At 38.3% G+C, this 19,910-nt stretch carries 13 protein-coding genes; 8 read left to right on the forward strand and 5 right to left on the reverse strand.

Going from position 1 to position 19,910, the window contains the following annotated elements:
• Positions 1-70: 70 nt before the first annotated feature.
• Both GQR39_RS09745 and rapA read right to left on the reverse strand, forming a co-directional pair.
• On the reverse strand, positions 71-844 hold the full coding sequence (locus tag GQR39_RS09745) for a YggN family protein (protein WP_007581974.1): 774 nt from the start codon (positions 842-844) through the stop codon (positions 71-73).
• A gap of 302 nt (positions 845-1,146) precedes the next feature.
• Positions 1,147-4,041 carry an RNA polymerase-associated protein RapA gene (gene rapA / locus GQR39_RS09750; RefSeq protein ID WP_165735486.1) on the reverse strand — a complete coding sequence of 965 codons (2,895 nt, stop codon included), beginning with the start codon at positions 4,039-4,041 and terminating at the stop codon, positions 1,147-1,149.
• Between the two features lie 304 nt (positions 4,042-4,345).
• On the opposite strand from rapA, the gene GQR39_RS09755 reads away from it, so the two are divergent.
• The 3 genes from GQR39_RS09755 to GQR39_RS09765 are packed head-to-tail and all read left to right on the forward strand — an operon-like array spanning position 4,346 to position 10,487.
• Positions 4,346-5,743 carry a PhoH family protein gene (locus tag GQR39_RS09755; protein WP_165735487.1) on the forward strand — a complete coding sequence of 466 codons (1,398 nt, stop codon included), beginning with the start codon at positions 4,346-4,348 and terminating at the stop codon, positions 5,741-5,743.
• A gap of 51 nt (positions 5,744-5,794) precedes the next feature.
• Positions 5,795-9,604 carry an ATP-binding protein gene (locus GQR39_RS09760; protein ID WP_197173257.1) on the forward strand — a complete coding sequence of 1,270 codons (3,810 nt, stop codon included), beginning with the start codon at positions 5,795-5,797 and terminating at the stop codon, positions 9,602-9,604.
• Complete coding sequence (locus tag GQR39_RS09765; protein WP_007581985.1) at positions 9,588-10,487, forward strand: diguanylate cyclase; 900 nt, start codon at positions 9,588-9,590, stop codon at positions 10,485-10,487. The genes GQR39_RS09760 and GQR39_RS09765 overlap by 17 nt, the downstream gene beginning before the upstream one ends.
• Positions 10,488-10,553: 66 nt before the next feature.
• Here the strand turns inward: GQR39_RS09765 and GQR39_RS09770 are convergent, their stop codons facing one another.
• Positions 10,554-10,934, reverse strand: coding sequence for a DUF3192 domain-containing protein (locus GQR39_RS09770; protein ID WP_024590666.1), 381 nt, complete (start codon positions 10,932-10,934; stop codon positions 10,554-10,556).
• Between the two features lie 185 nt (positions 10,935-11,119).
• Complete coding sequence (locus tag GQR39_RS09775) at positions 11,120-12,064, reverse strand: D-2-hydroxyacid dehydrogenase (RefSeq protein ID WP_007586942.1); 945 nt, start codon at positions 12,062-12,064, stop codon at positions 11,120-11,122.
• A gap of 386 nt (positions 12,065-12,450) precedes the next feature.
• Here GQR39_RS09775 and GQR39_RS09780 point away from each other — a divergent pair, with 386 nt between their 5' ends.
• On the forward strand, positions 12,451-13,584 hold the full coding sequence (locus GQR39_RS09780) for a 1-acyl-sn-glycerol-3-phosphate acyltransferase (protein ID WP_024590668.1): 1,134 nt from the start codon (positions 12,451-12,453) through the stop codon (positions 13,582-13,584).
• A gap of 105 nt (positions 13,585-13,689) precedes the next feature.
• The gene (locus GQR39_RS09785; RefSeq protein WP_007586940.1) at positions 13,690-13,935 is read left to right on the forward strand and encodes a DUF1289 domain-containing protein; all 246 of its coding nucleotides are present in this window, start codon (positions 13,690-13,692) and stop codon (positions 13,933-13,935) included.
• Here GQR39_RS09785 and GQR39_RS09790 read toward each other — a convergent pair.
• Positions 13,932-14,630: a transporter substrate-binding domain-containing protein gene (locus GQR39_RS09790; protein ID WP_007586939.1), complete on the reverse strand. Its 699-nt coding sequence runs from the start codon at positions 14,628-14,630 to the stop codon at positions 13,932-13,934. The genes GQR39_RS09785 and GQR39_RS09790 overlap by 4 nt on opposite strands.
• 118 nt (positions 14,631-14,748) lie before the next feature.
• Here GQR39_RS09790 and GQR39_RS09795 point away from each other — a divergent pair, with 118 nt between their 5' ends.
• The 3 genes from GQR39_RS09795 to GQR39_RS09805 are packed head-to-tail and all read left to right on the forward strand — an operon-like array spanning position 14,749 to position 19,896.
• Positions 14,749-14,952, forward strand: a complete 204-nt coding sequence (locus GQR39_RS09795; protein ID WP_002962585.1) for a DUF3283 family protein — start codon at positions 14,749-14,751, stop codon at positions 14,950-14,952.
• A 14-nt stretch (positions 14,953-14,966) separates the two neighbouring features.
• Positions 14,967-15,368, forward strand: coding sequence for a GNAT family N-acetyltransferase (locus GQR39_RS09800; protein ID WP_165735489.1), 402 nt, complete (start codon positions 14,967-14,969; stop codon positions 15,366-15,368).
• A 25-nt stretch (positions 15,369-15,393) separates the two neighbouring features.
• Positions 15,394-19,896, forward strand: a complete 4,503-nt coding sequence (locus GQR39_RS09805) for an EAL domain-containing protein (RefSeq protein WP_165735490.1) — start codon at positions 15,394-15,396, stop codon at positions 19,894-19,896.
• Positions 19,897-19,910 lie beyond the last annotated feature (14 nt).

Genomic DNA, 19,910 nt, shown 5'->3' on the forward strand with positions numbered 1-19,910 from the left:
TCAATCATAAAGCAAAACACCGAGTATGTTCATACTCGGTGTTATTTTATTCTAAAAACGAATACGTACTCTAAGACTTTATTTGCACTAAATCGTAATCGGCCATACCAGGTACTATTGCTTGTAAGCGAGATTCGGTTACATCGAGTGCGTTTAAACATTCGCAATACTCAGAAGCTTTAAGCTCTAATTGATGCGCCTTTTTTTGTAGCGACTTATCAATTTCTCTTGAGATAATATCCATGCGTTGGCCCATGTCGTTAATACGATCTTCTATATTACCTTCGCGCGATTTAAACGCATCTCCGAGTGATACCAAAATAGCACCTAACGATCCATGCACTGCAGAGTGAATTTGCTGGCTGATCTCTTTAGTAAAAAAATCATCTATTTGCGAAAGTGATTGAGGGGCTATAAAAAAGAAGTCATCTCCGCGCTTAAACTTATCCATTAGCGCGCGCTCTACATACTTTAGTTGTGTTTTTAGTACTTCAGGCTCTTTGTCTGACATACCTTCAACTACGTGTTCAATAGCGCTTAAACCTAAGTTAACACCATCGGTAGCCAGATTTACTAATTCGGGGACTGTGTGGCGAATACCATTACTAAACTGTTCGAGTACTTTGCTTTCGTCATCGCTTAAATCAACCCAATAACCGCGAATAAATAGTTGGTTATTGTTATTAATTTGTACACGAGTCTGGCCTTTATCTAATATGCGAATTGCATCGTCAGTGATAATTAAACCATGACGTAATTCAACATCGCATTGGGCTTGAGCAAAGACACTGCTGCTTGAGAGCGCTATGGACAACGCCAATATCGAACGAGATAGAAACGCCATAAACACCTCAAAAAGACTAAAATGGAAGGCGAGTAGGTTAACAAAAAAACAACTTTATGCAAGGGAAAATAAACCTATCAACTATCTCAAACAATAGCTGTATAGGGCGTAGCTTGAGTTTTTAGCTACGGTGATGTTAAGAAAAATAGATAGCACAATAAAGGACTTGGTATAAAGCTAAATAGGTAGTGTTAGCTCATATCTAAATAAGAACACGTGGTTTTAAAAATGAAGTTTAAAAAGATGACTCCAAATTTACTCTGGAGTCAGCTTAAAAGGCTAGCGGTTAAAAGCCAAAATCTCTAGTGTGAAACCACTATTAATCGAATTGCATCAAGTTGTAGCTGCGTTTTTTCAATATATGTAGCTAGGTCGCTGCGTTGCTTATCGTAGAAGGTAATTTCTTCTTGGCGAATATTCGGGTTAATCTGCTTAAGGGCTACCAGTCGCTCTTGCTCTTCACTGAGTGACGTTTGCATTTTAACAAGCGACGCTGCACGAATAACTTCAAGTTTTTCTTGTGCCATATCTTTAGCGGTAGTAATCATAGGGTGAACAGCACTTTGCAATGCACCTGCAAGTTTACTTGCTGTTTGGCGGCCAACGGCTGATAACTGCTGATTAAAGCCTTCAAATGCCACATTCTCACCTAAATTATTACCTGCTTTATCTAGCAATATACGAATTGGTGTAGGCGGTAAAAAGCGACCAACTTGTAATACTTTTGGTGCCATTGCTTCTGCAACAAAAATAAGCTCAACAAAAAAGGTACCAGGCGGTAACTTTTTGTTTTTAAGCAATGCAACCGATGCGCTACCAAAGTCGTCGTCACAAATCATATCCATGGTGCCTTGCACCATTGGGTGATCCCAACTAACAAAGTGCACGTCTTCTTGCGAAAGCGCCGTGTCGCGATCAAAGGTAACGGTCATGCCATCTTCTTTAAGCGATGGGAATGAAGGGTTTAACATATGCTCAGTTGGCTTTAAGATAATGGTATTTTCGCCTTTATCTTCTTGGCTTACGCCAAATGTGTCGAACACGTTGATCATGTAGCTTGGTAATTCAAACTGATTGTCGAGTTTTTCGATTTCAGCTACAAGTGAATCTGCAGCACCTTGACCCGATGAATGTAGCTCTAGTAAACGATCTCGTCCGCTTTCCATTTTTTTACGCAGTACTGCATTTTGCTGTGCTACTTGCTCAAGTAATGGATCGAGTTCGTCTTCATCGCAGTTATGCGCAGAAATATATTCAAGTAGATCATCACGGAACTCTTTATAAAGCATTTGGCCTGTTGACGAGGTAGATTCGAATGCATCTAGACCTTCGTTGTACCAACGTAGCAATACTTCTTGAGCGGTGTTTTCAAAATATGGCACATGAATGTTCACATCTTGCGTTTGACCTATACGGTCTAATCGACCAATACGCTGCTCTAGTAAATCTGGGTTCAATGGTAAATCAAACAACACTAAGTGATGCGAGAACTGGAAGTTACGACCTTCTGAGCCAATTTCTGAACACAGTAATATTTGTGCATTATCGTACTCGTCTGCAAAAAATGCAGCAGCGCGGTCACGCTCAATAATAGACATACCTTCGTGGAATACCGATGCTTTAATTGCTTCGCGTTCACGCAGTATTTGCTCAAGACTGATAGCTGTTTCAGCTTTAGCACATATAAGTAGTACTTTTTCGCGCTTAAGCGTTTTAAGTGTTTCGATTAACCAATCTACACGTGGGTCAAATAAACCCCAGCTTGCGCTTTCGCCTTCAAACTCTTGAAATATTTTTTCAGGAAAAAGAGCGCGGTGTGCACTTAGTTCAGGGTTTTGAATGCCACCCATGTTGCCTAGTACCGACATAGCCGTTTTATACTGTTTTGGCAGTGCCATAGGGTAGGCGTGTAATTTACGACTTGGGTAGCCATCAATACCGCTGCGGCTGTTTCGAAATAATATGCGACCCGTGCCGTGGCGATCGAGCAGCATGTTAAGTATTTCTTTACGTGCTGGTAAATCGCCTTGCTGTGCTTTTTCAAGAATATCAGTAATATCGGTTTCTTTTAATAGCTCAATTAGTGTGGCTTTGGCTGTGTCGTCTAGCCCTTGCTCTTGCAGTAATTGATTTGCAGCTTCAGCAACGTCTTTATAATTTGCTTCTTCTTCTTTAAACACGTCGTAGTCGTAAAAACGGTCAGGATCGAGTAACTGTAAACGTGCAAAGTGGCTGCTGTGACCAAGTTGGTCAGGCGTTGCGGTAAGTAAAATAAGGCCAGGAATATCTTGGCTAAGCTCTGCCATACGTTGATACTCTGAGCTTGGCTTGCCGTTATTTATACTTAGGTGATGGGCTTCATCTATAACTAGTAAATCCCAATCAGCAAGCGTTGCTTGTTCAAACCAGCGTTTTTTCTTGGTTAAAAACTCAAGACTGGTAAGTACTAGTTGCTCTGTATCAAACACGTTTGGAGAATCTGCAAACGCTTCGTCGCAACGTTCTTCATCAAAAATAGAAAAGTGTAAGTTAAAGCGGCGTAGCATTTCTACTAACCATTGGTGTTGTAGGTTTTCTGGTACAACTATTAATACGCGTCTTGCACGACCACTAATAATTTGTTGGTGTAAAATCATGCCCGCTTCAATTGTTTTACCAAGGCCTACTTCATCTGATAAAAGTACGCGTGGTGCAAAACGTTTACCCACTTCTTGGGCAATATAAAGCTGGTGCGGAATAAGATTAGCACGCTGACCAATTAAGCCTTTAATAGGCGATTGTTCACGTTCAAATTTATGTAACCACGTTTGGTAGCGAAGTGTATAGCGATCAAAACGATCGACTTGGCCCGCAAATAAACGATCTTGTGGTTTATTAAACTTAATAAAATGATCTAAAAAGGTTTCTTTAAGCTTGGCAGTTTCGCCGTTATCAACACGGGTGCCGTGATAACACAGTAACTCGCCTTGTACTTCAATAGACTCTACTTCTAATTCCCATTCTTCAACGCTTTTGATCACATCGCCAGGATTAAATGCCACACGGGTAACAGGTGCTTCTGCCGAAGAATAAACACGGCTCTCACCACTGGCAGGAAATAATATGCTGACCTGACGGCCTTCAATGGCAACAACGGTGCCTAATCCTAAATCTGACTCTGTATCACTGATCCAACGCTGACCTAAGGAAAAATTCATGTATGTCTCGTCTATGATGAAAAAGGCGGCTATGTTACCTGTAAGCTAACACCACTGCAAGGCGCTATTTGGCTCACTTTTAATTAATTTTGTAAGTGTTAATTATTACTATTAAAACAACTTGTTTATGGCTGCTTTTTTATAAATTAAAACTAATTATGGTTTGTAATAAAACGGACTTTTATGACAAATAGACTAAACTTACATTATGCCTTGGCAATTAAGTATTGCAGGTTGAAGTTTTGCCCGTTTTACTTAGTTATTTTGGTATAGCATAAAAATCATAAAACGTAAGGAAAGTGCTATGGAAAAAGCTTCGAACCTTGAAAGTAAAATGTATGTGCTAGATACCAACGTACTACTTCACGAACCCCTCGCTTATTTGTCTTTTCAAGAACATGACGTTGTAATTCCGATGACAGTGCTTGAAGAGCTCGACCACATAAAAGACAGAAAACACGACGTAAGCCGTGATGCGCGCGTCGCTATTCGTGGATTAGATGAAGTTCTTAAAAATGCAACGCCCGAACAAATGCTACAAGGCGTGGCGCTGCCGAGTAACAAAAAGGCAAAAGCGAGCTCTGCAGGTACCCTCATTATTGTAAACGACCATTTATTTGCCGACTCCATTTCTGGTCTGCCGGGTAACGAAAACGACCATCGTATTATTAATTGCGCCGTGTATTTACAAAAGCAGCACAGTGATTCAAAAGTTATATTAGTAACAAAAGACATAAACATGCGTTTAAAGGCCAAAGGCGTAGGGCTTAAATATGTTGAGGATTACCGTACCGATCAACTTATTGACGATATCAGCTTACTCACTAGTGGTTATAAAAAAATTGAAGGTGATTTTTGGGACCATGTAGGGGAATGTAATACGCAGCAACACGGACGAGATACGCTTCATCATGTGCCTAAAAACTTAATACCGGATGTATTTTGTAATGAATATTTACTTGATGGAGGGGATCAGTTTGCGGCGCGTGTTAAATCGTACGATGACGAGCACATAACGCTCAAAGATATTGGTATTGAGCGTTTAATGCATCAACAAGCATGGGGCGTTAAGCCCAAAAATATTTATCAGGGAATGGCGCTTGATGCGCTGCTAGATACAAGTATTGAACTTGTTATTTTAACCGGCCCTGCGGGGTGTGGTAAAACCTTGTTAGCGCTTGCCAGCGCCCTTGAAATGGTCATCGAAAAAGGTATTTACGATAAAGTAATAGTTACCCGTAATACGCCAGAAATAGCAGAGTCCATTGGCTTTTTACCAGGCACCGAAGAGGAAAAAATGGCGCCATGGCTCGCAGCCATTACCGATACGCTGGAGGTATTGCACAAAGGCGACGAAAATCCGATATCAAGCCGAAACTACATTATGGAGAAGGCTAATGTTCAGTTTAAATCGGTTAACTTTATGCGTGGGCGTAGCATTCAAAATGCGGTGGTAATTTTAGATGAGAGCCAAAATTTAACGGCATCTCAACTTAAAACGATTATTACCCGCTGCGGCGAAGGTACTAAATTAATTTGTACGGGTAACTTGGCGCAAATAGATAGTAACTATTTAACGCCAGTAACATCGGGCTTAACGTACATAGTAGAGCGCTTTAAAAACTTTGAAGGCAGCGCAACTATAAACCTCAACGGTGTTGTACGTAGTCGCTTAGCGTCATTTGCAGAAGAAAATTTATAACTTGCGCTTAACAAATTGGCTCGATAGTCTATCGATTGATTTTCGAGCCAAATGGCAGGCAGTACATTGAATTTTTTACCTCTGAAGCATTATTATCGTTCATTATTTATTGCGCTTTTAGTGCCATTGATTGTCGCTTTTTTACTGTGCTTGCACTTATATAATATAAAGCTTGAGCGGGCGGTTGAAAAACGCGAAGCCGATTTTACGAATGTTTCAGCACAGGTTACTCACGGGATGGAGTCGGTGAGTAATCTACTCACCACCATGTTTAGCTTATACGAACAAACGACCTATCCAAAAATAAACCAAAGCTTACTTGAGGGCATAAATCAATATGATGGTTACTATTACCGTCACTTTAGTGAGCAAGGCACTGAAATTGTAGGTAAGGGGGAGTTTGCGTTATCTACTAAGGCATTAATGCAGTGGCAGCAGGCTATTACATTAGGGCCTTCGTTTAATACAACGCTTGCATTAATGCAGTCGTTGTCTGCTGTAGCATATGTTGATAATAATGGTTTTGCTTATGTAAGCAGGCGAAACAAAAGCCAAAGTTTAATGCTTACTGAAATTCTAAATGGAAAATTTAAGCCAAAATTTTCACCAAACAAACTTACTTCAAGTCCCATTGTTAAAGTGAATGATAAATCGTATTTTGCTATTGGCCGACAACGAAGCACTGGCTCAGCCGATTACATTATTTTGATTTATGATGTTCAGGCAATTTCTGGGTGGTTAAAAAAGGTTTCACCGAACAGTGGTGAATACGTTTTTATGAACCAATCACATCAAGTTATCGCCAGCTCTAAACAGTTAATAGAGCAAGCAACAGCATTAAAAAATTATTGGCCTGATTTGGCCCAGCACCATAGTAAAAAAACAGTCTTAACTAGTGATAGTAATTACTTTATGCAGCCAATGGATGAGTTACCTATTCACGCAGCATTTTACGAGCACAAACCCCAACTAATAAGCCCAATTAAGTATGAAATACTATTAGAGTTTGCATTTTTAACGCTATTTTTAAGTATTATGTTTGGCGTGTTTTTTTGGTTAAGTCAGCGCATTTTTATTAAGCCAATGACTCACTTAATGTCGTACCTAGAGAGTAACGGTACACAGCAAGAAGTGCAGCTCGATTATAAAGTACCGCTGAGCTGGCAGCCTTGGTTTTCTAAAGTGAAGCGTGTATTTACTAAAAACAAACAGTTAGTTGATTCATTACAAAGTGCAAATAAAGCTCTGGACGACCAGGTTCAGTTGCAATCAGAAAAACTAAGCCGCAGTTACGAAGCAAAAGAGCGCCACTTGGCTTTGCTCAACACTATGCTAAACAGTGTGCCAGATCTTATTTATTTTAAAAATATTGATGGATCATTCTTAGGGTGCAATAAAGCATTTGAGGCGTACATCGGTAAAGATCAAACTGCATTAGTCGGTAAATATGTAGATGATTTAGGTGATAACGATCAACAAATAAATGCGCTTGAAAAACAAGTATTACAAAATAGAAACAGTGTTGAACAGCGAATAGAAACCGATAAAAAAACGTACCAACTGACTATTGCACCTTTTTATAACGAGCACCAACATCTGTTGGGGACTATGGGTATTGGTCGCGATATTACCGAGCAGCAACAAGCATTATTGGCCTTAAAAGCATCAGAATCTAAATTTAGAAGTGCGATTGAATTTGCGGCTAACTGCGTGGTTTTACTCTCGCTTGAGCACACAATATTACAAGTAAATAAAGCGGCAAGAAAGCAGTTTTCTGAACAGCCAGTACTGGTTGGTGAGCAGTTAAAAGCATTGTTTGACGATACTCAATGGCAGCAAATAAAAAGCACTTTAGCGCAATTGCTAGATGACAAAAAACGCGTATACCACCTAACGCTTGCTCAAGGGCGCTTAACAAGTTGGTTGCAACTGAGTGTATCGCTTGTATGGGATGAAAACCGGGACCCAGCTTATTATGTTATTCACATTCAGGATGTGAGCGCATTAACTAAATCGAAACTAGATGCCGAACGAGCAACCCTTGCTAAAAGTCGCTTTATAGCCAATTTAAGTCATGAAATACGCACTCCTCTTAATGCTGTTTTAGGGCTGCTTGATATGCTTATTGAGCAAGGATTAACGCAAAAGCAATTACAACAAACGGATCAAGCTAAGCATGCAGCACAAAGCTTGTTGCTAATGCTCAATAGAATGCTTGATTTTGCACGTATAGAAAGTTCGCAAACCGATTTAAAACAAGCATCTTTTAGTATGGTTGAGCTGGTGGATATTTGTGAAAGTTTAACGGCTCCATTGTGTGAAGGAAAAGGCATTGAATTTGTTATTGATATTGACCCGTTAATAGCGCCTGATTTGATATGCGACAGTATTCGCTTACAGCAAATATTAGGTAATTTATTAACAAATGCTGTTAAGTTTACAAAAACAGGTTCTATCACTTTAAAAATGGAACTTATTGAAAGCGATAGCCTAGAGCAACAGCATATTTGCTTTAAAGTAATTGATACCGGTATGGGCATAGATGAAGCCGATCAGAGGCGTTTATTTGACGCCTTTACGCAAGGTGATGAGTCTTCAACACGTATACATCATGGTGTTGGGTTAGGTTTAGCGATTGTTAAACATGCGGTGTCATTAATGGGAGGGGAGATTGCTTTAAAGAGTAAAAAAGGTCATGGCTGTGAGTTTTACTTCAGCGTTAGTTTTTTGGTTGATACCACTAAAAATACGATGTTACCGACTAATACATTGGCTATTTTATCGGATCAAAGTAAAGAGCTTAAGCAAGTAACAAATGCTTATACAGAGCTTGCTAATATTAATTTAGATGAAGTACTCAAATACCCAATTAAGCTCTCTAATACTCAGCAAATAATAATCGATGCGGCCGATTTACCTGCACTTTTAAATGTTGAAGCAATTAATGATTCGTTATCAGCTAAAGAAACATCGGTAATTATTATTAATCATCAGCACACACTTAATTTACCAACAAGTGAGCATTTAGCTGCGCATCACGTTAAAGCCTCTGCATTGGGACAAAGGCTATTTAGCTTGAACTCTCAGCAACAGCCTAAAGCTAGTACCAATGCCGTAATATATAATACTGCTGAAACTAAAGTTGATATATCGGGTCTACTTGTATTAGCCATTGATGATAATCAACTTAATTTAGAAATAATTAGCAGTGTATTACGCCAAGCAAATGTAAGTGTTGTTACCGCTTTAAGCGCATCTATCGGCATGGAATTATTGCAAGTTTTAAAGCCTGACTTAATATTGATGGATGTGCAAATGCCGCAAATAGATGGCTGCCAAGCTACGGCATTAATTCGTCAACAGTTTGACGCAAAGCAACTGCCTATTTTTGCTTTAACGGCTCATTGTGAACCCGCTGATATTGAACGTTCTTTAAAGTGCGGTATGAATAAGCATTTAACTAAACCGGTTGTTGCTAAGGTACTTATTGATGCAATTGCCGATTTAAACTTAGTTAAACCAAGCTTTTTTGAAAAATCATTCGCATTAACGCAGTTTAGTATGGATGAAAAGCTCCTTAATACAATGATTGGTAAATTTGCTAATTTATGCGAAACCCAGCTATTGCAAATAGAAGAAACAACCAATAAGGATGATTTGGTACGCTTAGTGCATAGTATAAAAGGTGTAGCAGGTAATTTAGGCTTTAGACGATTGTCTCACTGCGCTTTATTGTGTGAAAGAACACTTAAAACAACTAACAAGCCTGTTGAAATAACACTGAAAGAGCTTATTATGCAGTTAGAACAGGTAATTGTTTTTATAAAAGGGGTAGGGGCTAGGGATGTCGAAAAGAGCTAAAGTACTTATTGTAGATGATGATCCAATCAACAGATTAGTACTTGAAAAAACACTTAAAGTAGAACACGACGTATTCTTAGTTGAAAGTGGTGAAAAAGCACTGACCTTTGTAAAAACTGCGCAAGTTGATTTAATTATCCTTGATGTGATTATGCCAGGAATTGACGGCTATGAAGTGCTTGTGCAACTTAAAGAAAATCCGATAACTCAATCGATCCCCGTTATATTTATATCAGCTAATCGTAGCCATGACGACGAAGCTAAGGGCCTAGAGCTCGGTGCTATGGATTATATCACCAAGCCATTTAGCCCTTCTATTGTGCGTGTTAGGGTTCGTAACCAATTACTTATAAAGCAAAAAAATGATCTGCTAGAGATGCTAGCCTCAATCGACGGCTTAACTGAAATCCCAAATAGACGCTACCTAGACGAAAACTTAGCTCGTGAATGGCGCCGAAGTAAACGCAGTGGAACCCCGCTATCGGTGTTACTTATGGATATAGACCACTTTAAGCGTTACAACGATTGCTACGGACATCGTGCTGGCGATGAATGTTTAAAGGATGTTGCACAAGCACTCGCAGCTCAATGTGAACGTGGTAGTGACTTTATAGCTCGTTATGGTGGTGAAGAATTTGCAGCTGTATTACCTGGAATGAATAGGCATGAAGCTATGGAGTTTGCTAACAAATTACGCAATGCTGTAAATGCTTTGAATATAGAACATAAAGGCTCATTAAATGCAGACCACATCACTATTAGTATAGGTATTGCCACTACTCAAAGTGGTAAAGTGTATGCTGAGCAAGCGTTATTAGAAGAGGCCGATTTAGGCCTATATGCCGCTAAAGATGCAGGGCGAGATAGAATAGTTGCGCTCTAAAAACTTAATATATAAAAACGCCAATATTCATATATTGGCGTTTTTGTATCAAACATTTTTTATTGGCTATTGCGTGATCATACCTAAAGCGGTTTCACCAATGCCCACTAACTTATCATTTTTGAATACAAGTGGCGTACATTCATCTTTCGTTGTTTTAGAATCTGAATGCTTGCTATGAGTTACATAAAAAAGTACTTGGTATACATCGTCATCTTTTTTTAATAGCTCTGTGAAATTAGGCGTTTTTAATTGCGTTAAAACAGATTGGTAACTGCTATCCATTTTTAGCTCTGATATAGCTTCACGATTATTTTTATGTTGTGCTTGCCAGCTAGATGAATTCTTACCAGCCCAATGAGTCTCAGCTTCACCATCTGATACGGCAATAACACAGCCTGTTAAAAATGGAGCGATTAAAGCGGCTGCTAAAAGTGATTTTTTCATTTTTATTTACCTTAATAAGATTTTTAATTGGTTATTAGCTGTATTAAAGCAAAGAGTAGACCATATTTATAAGTTGTTATTAATCAGTTTGTTAAGTGGGTTAAGCTGTTTTTATCTAATAAAATATTAAATGTATTAGTAAAAACAGCCATTTTTTAGCTTATTTGATTACTACAATAAAATCACTACACCAAGCGGTTGCGTGATTCGCCTTTATTAAATGCAGCAATATTTAAACTTACTTCATTAATTAAACGCACAATAGATTCGGTGCTTGCCCATGCTATATGTGGAGTAAGTAAAAGGTTATTACCTTTGTAATTAGCAAGTGGGTTTGAAAGCTCAGCTGGTTCTTTAGTTAGTACATCAACACCGGCTCCAGCAATTAGGTTTTGCTCAAGCGCTGTAGCTAAGTCGGATTCGTTAATAATTCCACCACGTGCTGTATTAATAATTATAGCGCTTGGCTTCATCATTTTAAGCTCATTAAGTGCAATTAAATCACGTGTTTCATCTGTTAGCGGACAGTGTACGCTGATTATATCGGCTGTTTTAATGACGTCTTCAAAAGGCGTACGACCGTCGCGACATTTAACACCTTTGCGCTCTGCAACAATAACATTTGCGCCAAATGCCTCAGCCACTTTAGCAACGCCTTTACCTAGCGTACCACCGCCTATAATGGCAAATGTTTTACCTTGTAAGTCGTTAAAGCTGTAATCGAGTATGCAAAACATTTCACTTTTTTGCCACGCGCCTTGCTGGCAATCCGCCTGATAGCGGTGTGTGTTACCCAGTAAGTTAGTAATTAAAGAAAACGTATGTTGAACAACAGAAGGTGTCGAATAGCCAGCTACATTAGTTACGGCAATACCAAATTCTTTAGCGGCTTCTAGATCAACATTATTAGTACCAGTTGCACTTACACAAATTAATTTAAGCTGTGTAAGTTTGCTAATAGTATCGCGATTTAAAACGGCTTTATTAGTGATTAATACATCAGCACCTTGGCAATGTTCAATAACTTGCTCTGGGCTAGTAAGTTCATAAGTCGTTAATTTACCAAGTTGTTCAATACCAGTAAGAGACGTTTTAGCTAACGTTGCGTTATCAAGAATAGTAATGTTCATTATGAGCCCTAAAATAAGTGGATCTGAAAGAGTTAAAATCGTAAAAAGATGCCTACGATCCATCAAAAATCTAAAATACGAGCTTAAGGTACTACGAAAGAAAGGCTTTGTTAATGGTATTACTACCAAATGATTAGAGGGCTTTGTATTAGTGGTCTGCCCACTAGCAGATTGAGAACATGGTATTTTGCTAGACTGATCAGATTTTTGCACTTTTGAGCAAGCTCATGGTCATAGAAGGTAATTAAACTCGGCTTTAAAGCAAGTTGCTAAAAATAAAATCGCTTTTTTGGTTATTTCGCATTTTAGATTGGCTGAGTTATAATCGGATATAGACATAAACGGTGCGCTTTGGCGTACCGTTTTTTAACATTGTAGATGTAGTAATGAGTGAATTAGAAGATAAATACGCAGATATACGCCCATACAACGACGACGAAGTTGCGGCGTCGCTTACACGTTTAATTAACGATGATGCGTTTATTGATGTAATAGCAAAGTATAATTTACCGCGCTTTTTATCGGCAGTGCCTTTTATTGCGCGTCCAATGGTAAGAAGTCAGTTACGCAAAAAATGGGGCAAAGTAAGCACCGTTGAAGATGTGCAAAATGAAGTGGCACAATACTTAGATAAACTAGTGAAGCGCACCACATCAAAAGTTACCTTTTCTGGGTTAGAACAGTTAGATGCTAACCAGGCCTATTTATTTATTTCAAACCACAGAGACATAGTGCTTGATCCTGCATTAGTTAACTGGGGTTTATACCAACATAAAATGAAAACAGTGCGTATTGCTATTGGCGATAATTTATTGCAAATACCTTACATTACTGAGCTTATGCGTCTAAATAAAAGCTTTATAGTTAAGCGCTCTGCTAAAGCACCAAAAGAGATGTTAAAAGCACTGACTCAATTATCGTCATACATTTACGATTCTGTGGTCGGTGGAAATTCTATTTGGATTGCGCAAAAAGAAGGGCGTGCAAAAGACGGTTTTGATCAAACTGATCCTGCGCTTTTAAAAATGCTGCAATTAAATGGGCGTAAACAAAAGAAAGAGTTTGGCGATTATATTAAAGAGTTAAAAATAGTGCCTGTTTCTATTTCTTATCAATATGAGCCGTGTGCAATTGCTAAAGCCAAAGAGCTTTACCACAAGCAACACCATGGTGAGTACGTTAAATCGGCTGGTGAAGATATTGCGAGCATTGTTGAAGGCTTTAGTACTGCTAAAGGGCACGTGCATTTAGCATTTGGGCAACCAATTGAATCTAAATGTGATAGTGCTGAAGAGCTTGCTAAAACAATTGATAGGCAAATTGTTGATTCGTTTTATTTACACCCAGGCAATTACATCGCTGGTGGTTGTAAAGATGCGGTAATAGACTCTCCTGATACAGCGACATTTGAACAACGTTTAGCCTGTGTACCTGAAGAGTTAAAACCATTAGTGCTAGCTATGTACGCTAAGCCATTTCACCGTAAAACAGAGATAAATACTAATAGCTGTGAACATTAATACTCACAGCTCAATGAAACTAAGCAGCAATTAAATTGCTGCTTTTTTTTTGCTCAAAAATAACGCTATACTAATACCTCCTCTTCAACTGGGCGGTACTTATGCATGCAACAAATTGAAATATTTGATATTCCAAGTCCTTGCAAGAGTATTTGCTTAGTTAATAACAGAGGGTATTGCAAAGGGTGTTATCGTAGTCGGGATGAACGCTTTTCGTGGAATACCTTAACCAACGACCAAAAAAAGAAGGTGCTTAGTTTGTGCCAGCAGCGCTACAAACGTTATCTTCAAAAAAAGCAGCAAAATGCAGTGCCAAGCACACAGGCGCAGCAGCAAGGGTTCGACTTTTAAAAGCTTAATCCATACTTGGCTCTTAGTGCGTACACAGTGCCATTGTTAGTTAAGTTAATTAATGACATTTTAAGCTTTTCTACCAAGTTTTCATTACGCTTATTTAAATAATGATAAAGCGGATAAGTATTCAGCACTTCTTTTACAAAGCAACCTTGAGGTGACGGGAGCTCATTGTTTTGCATTATAAAATTAATCATTAAAGCTCCCTGTACTTTTTTCTGAGCAAGCAAATTAAGTTGGGTATTCATGCTTTTAACTTTAATAATATTCCCTGCAAACTGTGTGCTTGCTAAATAATGTTCTTGGACAGGGTAGCCATCAACAATTGCGACGCTATCGAGCTGTTCTAAACTGCTAGGTAAACAGTTTTTATATAATACTAAGTCAAACTTAAATAGCTCATAATCGACCCTAATTAAGTTTTCGTAATTTTCTTCAACGCTTGCATCTCTTCCTAACTGCCCATCAAGTACGCCATTATTTGCAGCTAGCAAAGCATTTTGGTGGCTAAAATCGATTATATGTATTTTAAAACCGATATCTGCGTATGCTAACTTTAATAACTCTAAGGCATAATCAGCTTGTGGTGTACTTTGCGGACGATTAAAAGTGAGGTTGTATTGATGACTAAAACAAGAGGCACTAAAAAATAAATTTACCAATAATAACAAGATACTAAAATGTCTATTCATTATCAGTTCCAATTACTACAGAAATAAATAAAATAAGACGCGTATAATAACAAGGAGATTACCTCTTGCCCAGTTTCGGGGTTAATCAAATAATTTTAAAAGCGAATGAGGAAGTATTGTGAGTTTTAATTTATGCCTATTGCCACGTGAAGAAAAATACCAAATTCAGTTAGATTATGAAGCGTCTTTTTGGGCGTATCAAATTAAGCGAAATAAAAAAACGAGAGAGCAAGTTTATAATACAATCCATAGCCGTCCAATGGCTGAACAAATGGTTTTGAAGCAAAAGTTTGAGCAATATTTAGCGCTAATGCTTAGCTAAGTGTTGATATAAAAATGTATATAGTTAAGTTGCTGGATGGGCTAAAAGTTCCACTCGTTAATAAATTTTATAAAAAACATAATGTAAGAGGGCGGGCTAATAAACAAGATAAGGTATGGGTTACTTACTATAATAATGAAATAGTTGCAGCATGTAGGCTGCAAGATAAAACAGAGTTCTTATTTTTATCTACCATGTTTGTTGCGCTGGAACATCGCGGTAAAGGTGTTGCTAAACAGCTATTATCAACACTCTTAAAGTCGCAAGATAAGATGATTAATACCTTCGCATATAAAAACGTAGTTGATTTATATTGTGCTATTGGTTTTAACCAAGTGTTAACATATACTCTTGCTTTACAAGTACTTTTTGATACTTACAAACATCGAAATATAGTCGCTCTAGAGTACCCATAATAATAAATAATAATATGGAATAAGCATGAGTAAATGCGTTAATGGGATCATTAGTTGCTTTGTAGTTTTAATAACTATCCTAAGTTGCCAAGTAGGCGCACAAGTAAAACGTTTATCTCCAAGCGAAGGCTTATCGCAAAGCTACGTTAATACAATGCTTATCGACACTAATGGTTACCTTTGGCTTTCTACTGAGGCTGGGCTTAATCGTTATGATGGCTATCAAGTTATTCCAATAAACGGCCCTAATGGTGAATTAGAAGAAGCGATCATTGATCGTATTTACCAAGACCCTCAAGGGCACATTTGGATAGCCTCTTTACTTGCAGGCCTATTTAGATACGACCCCGTAACAGATTCATATCAGCAATTTCTAGAAAAACCTACCAGTGAAGAAGAAATTATCAATCAGTCTGTTTTTAGTATGGTGGCCGTTGATAAAAAAACACTTTGGATTGGCCGAGGCCGCGACTTTGCAAAGCTTGATATAGCAACCGGAAAAATCACAACTATTTTTGAGCTTCCGGCTAAATATAAAAATACCCTTGTGAGAAAGCTCTTTGCCTACAATGGTTATATATTTATAGGTACAAGCCATGGCGCATACGTATTTGATATTGCCACAGAGCAAGTCAGACCCCTGCAGCATTTAAAAGGTGAGGCTGATCATATTTACCAAAATAATGTTAAGTCGTTCGCATTAGGTGAAAATAAACAGTTGTTAGTAGGGGCGGTACAAGGTTTATACGAAGTTGATATTAGTAACTTATCAAAAATGTTTGAACGCCCAGATTTACCTTTTGAAAGTAAGGTATTACTAAGTGACTTAAATGTGTGGAGCATAGTAAACGAGCACGGAAAAATAGATTTAGCTACCGATAAAGGCTTGTTTAAATTTGATTTAAACACCGGGGAGATGATTAAAAACACTCGAATAGCCCAAAGTAAGTACACACTTGCCGATACCAGTATTATTGATATGGCTAAAGATAAATCGGGTGGTACATGGGTTGCGACTAAGACTGATGGTGCGTTTTATTTATCTCATGACAGCTATCATTTTAATAATGTCGATGGCACTTTGCTCGGGGGGGATGGTTTATCGCATCACTCTATCTGGGGGATTACCGAATATAAAGACAAGCTTTGGCTTGCAACGCATAACGGTATTACCGAGGTTGATTTAAAAACAAATATTGGTAAAGCTTATTTAAAAGATTACAAAGTCGACTTACTCACCACTGAGTTTACCGTATATGAAATAACGCCTTATAAAAATAATTTATGGCTTTATACGAACCGTGGTTTGTTTATTTTTGACCCTGTAACGCATCAAGTTAGCGAACCTAAAGTACATAACCCTGCTAATCAGGAGTTAATTACCGGTAGGGTACATGGCGTTACATTAATGCCAAATGGCGATCTATACTTTGTGCACTCAGATCATGGGGTATTTATATACAATATAGATTCTCAAGTAATAACGCGTTTGGGTGGCCAGTTTGATCAATTTGAACCCTTTTTAGCCCATGGCTTTTTACCTGCGCTGAGCAATAAACCAGATTCACCATTATTTTTTAATGCCGGTATTTTATACCAAGTAAACCCAAGTGATTTAGCACTTAAAATGATTTATAAAGTGCCAAAACAGCATGAAAACGTAGCCATTAGTGTGCTTTCTTACTTAATAGATAACAACAATATATTGTGGATATCACTTTCTAATTTCGGCTTAATAGGCCTTGACGCATCTACCTATCAATTAGTCCATACAATTGATTTAGAAAGGAATAAATTAGGCACTCTGCTATACGATATGGTGCTAGATGATGATGGCATGATCTGGATGAGTAGCCATAAAGGCATTTGGCGATTAAACCCAGAAACACTTCATTTTCAGCAATTTTCTACATCAGAAGGGCTACTCTCTGCTGAGTTTAATAGCAACGCCATGGCACAGCTCAAAGATGGCCATATTGCGTATGGTAGCTTAAAAGGTTTTACTTATTTTCATCCAATGGAAAACCAAAACTATCAGTCGCTTATTGATCACGTAAATATTACGCGAGTTGATTTAATGTCACGAGATTTATCGCTTGATTTAAAACAACCGCTCAACGAGGTTGTGTTAAACCATGATGATATAGGGCTTGAAGTTGCATTTTCGGCCATGGCATTTAGTAATCAAGAACGCATCATTTATGAGTATCAACTCGATAACGGACAAAAAAGTTATACCCGAAATAACAACCGTGTATTGTTTCCAAAATTGAATCCAGGTAATTATCAATTAAAAGTTTGGGCTAAAGACCCCCTGACTGGCGAATATACCTCGCCTGCTATTTTAAAAATAAAAGTAAAGTATCCGCTTTGGCGTGCACCTTATTTTATGGTGCTTTACGGCATGCTGTTTATTGGCTTTGTTGCTATGTGGGTTATGCGCCGTAATAAAATTCAGCGTATTTTATTGGCAGCAAATAAAGAAAGTAAAGAAAGCGAAGCCCGTCTAAAGCTAGCGCTTGAAGGTAGCGAATCGGGTGTTTGGGATTGGGAATCAAGCAATCCAAGTATTTATCAACCTCGCTTAGCGAGTGAGTTAGGCTACGAAAATGAAACCGTGAGCCTTGATGAATATTTATCTAAAATTCATCCGCAAGACAAACAGCTATTTCGCTTAGAGTGGCTTGAGTTTTTATCTACCGATAAAGGTTACTTTAATTGCACCTACCGCCTGCGCCATGCAAAAGGCTATTGGCGCTGGTATAAAGATTTTGGAAAAGTAGTTGAGTGGGATGATAAAACGCCACAAAAAGTAGCGGGTACCTACACAAATATGACCCGTGAGATGGTGTTTGAAGAACACGCTTTATTATTTACGGCAGCATTTGAGCAAACACGTGATTGGGTGTTTATCCTCGATAAAAATTTAAATATTCGGGCTTCTAATAAATCACTGCAAACCGCCTTTAACTTCTCTGCTGAGTCGTTATCTAGTCGAGCATTAAATTTAGGTATATCGCGCAGCAATCGTTTTGATTATTTACGCATAATGCAAAAGCTATCTATTGGAGAACACTTTTCGTGTGAAGACAGTGTAGTTTTAGCAAGTGGTGAGTCGCGTCATGTACTTGTGAAAATAAGTGCAGTGGCCGATAACGAACAGCGCCTTAATAGTTATGTCATTATTTTAACCGATATAAACGCACAAAAATCAGCCGAAAACGAGCTGCACTTATTGGCCAACTACGATGCATTAACAGGGTTGCCAAATCGTACGTTATTTAATGACCGCGTTGAACACGCCCTTGAGCAAGCAAAATTGCACGAATGTAAAGTTGCTTTATTACATATAAATATTAAGCGTTTTAAATACTTTAATGACTCTTTGGGGCATGCAGTTGCTGATGAACTAATTAAAGAAGTTGCTGAGCGTTTAAAATGCTCCTTGCGTCCGTCTGATAGTGTTGCTCGATTTGGTGGCGATGAATTTGTAGTACTGGTGGAAGATATTCAGCAAATCGAACAAGTACTCATTATATGCACTAAGTTGATGGATTGTGTGAATCAAAATATTACGATTAATGGCCAAGTTGTAAACGTTAATTTAAGTATTGGTGTGGCTATATCACCAGATGATGCACAGCAAGGCTCTGCGCTTTTAAAAGCTGCGAGCATAGCGTTATATCATGCAAAAGACTCTTTAGAGGGGCGTTATCAGTTTTATAAGCAAGAGATGAATCAGCATGTTCAAAGAGCGTTGCATCTTGAGTCTCAGCTAACTAAAGCGTATCAAGAAGAAGAATTTTGTAATTACTACCAGCCTATCATTAACGCTGAAAGTCAAAAAACAGAAGGCTTTGAAGTACTGCTGCGTTGGCCTGAAAATAAGCTTGTGCAAACTCAAGAGTTTTCGGTGGCAGCAGAAGGTATAGGCCTAATTACAAAAATTATGCTGCAGACTTTTGCGCGCGCTTTATTAGAGCTAAAAGAGTGGCGAAAAGCCTCACCTAGCCTGTATTTATCTATTAATTTATCGGCTCTTGATTTTGAGTTTAAAGACCTTGTTCCTGAAATTAAAAAAGCGTTAAGTAATTCAGGAGTGTCGTCTGAGGCAATTGTTTTTGAAATAACCGAATCAATATTAATGCGTGATTCAAAAGAAGCGCTACACAGCATGGAACAACTTAAAAAGTTGGGCTGTAGATTGTATATGGATGATTTTGGTACGGGTTACGCATCGCTTACTTATTTAAAGCGTTTTCCTATTGATGTATTAAAAATAGATAGAAGCTTTGTACAAGACATAGGCATAGATTCTGACGATGAAGCTATTATTCAATCAATACTCGCGCTTGCAGATAGTTTAGGTAAAGAATGTGTAGCTGAAGGCGTAGAAAGCTCGCACCAACTCGCCTTTTTAAAGGCGCGAGGATGCATGCATTTTCAAGGGTACTTATTTAGTAAACCGGTACCTAATACCGAAGTGCTACCGCTTATTAATCGCAATTGGAGTGATATATTTAATTAATAATAGCAGTACAT

It is taken from the genome of Pseudoalteromonas sp. C8 (genome assembly GCF_011378685.1).
In the GTDB taxonomy this organism is placed as follows: domain Bacteria; phylum Pseudomonadota; class Gammaproteobacteria; order Enterobacterales; family Alteromonadaceae; genus Pseudoalteromonas; species Pseudoalteromonas arctica.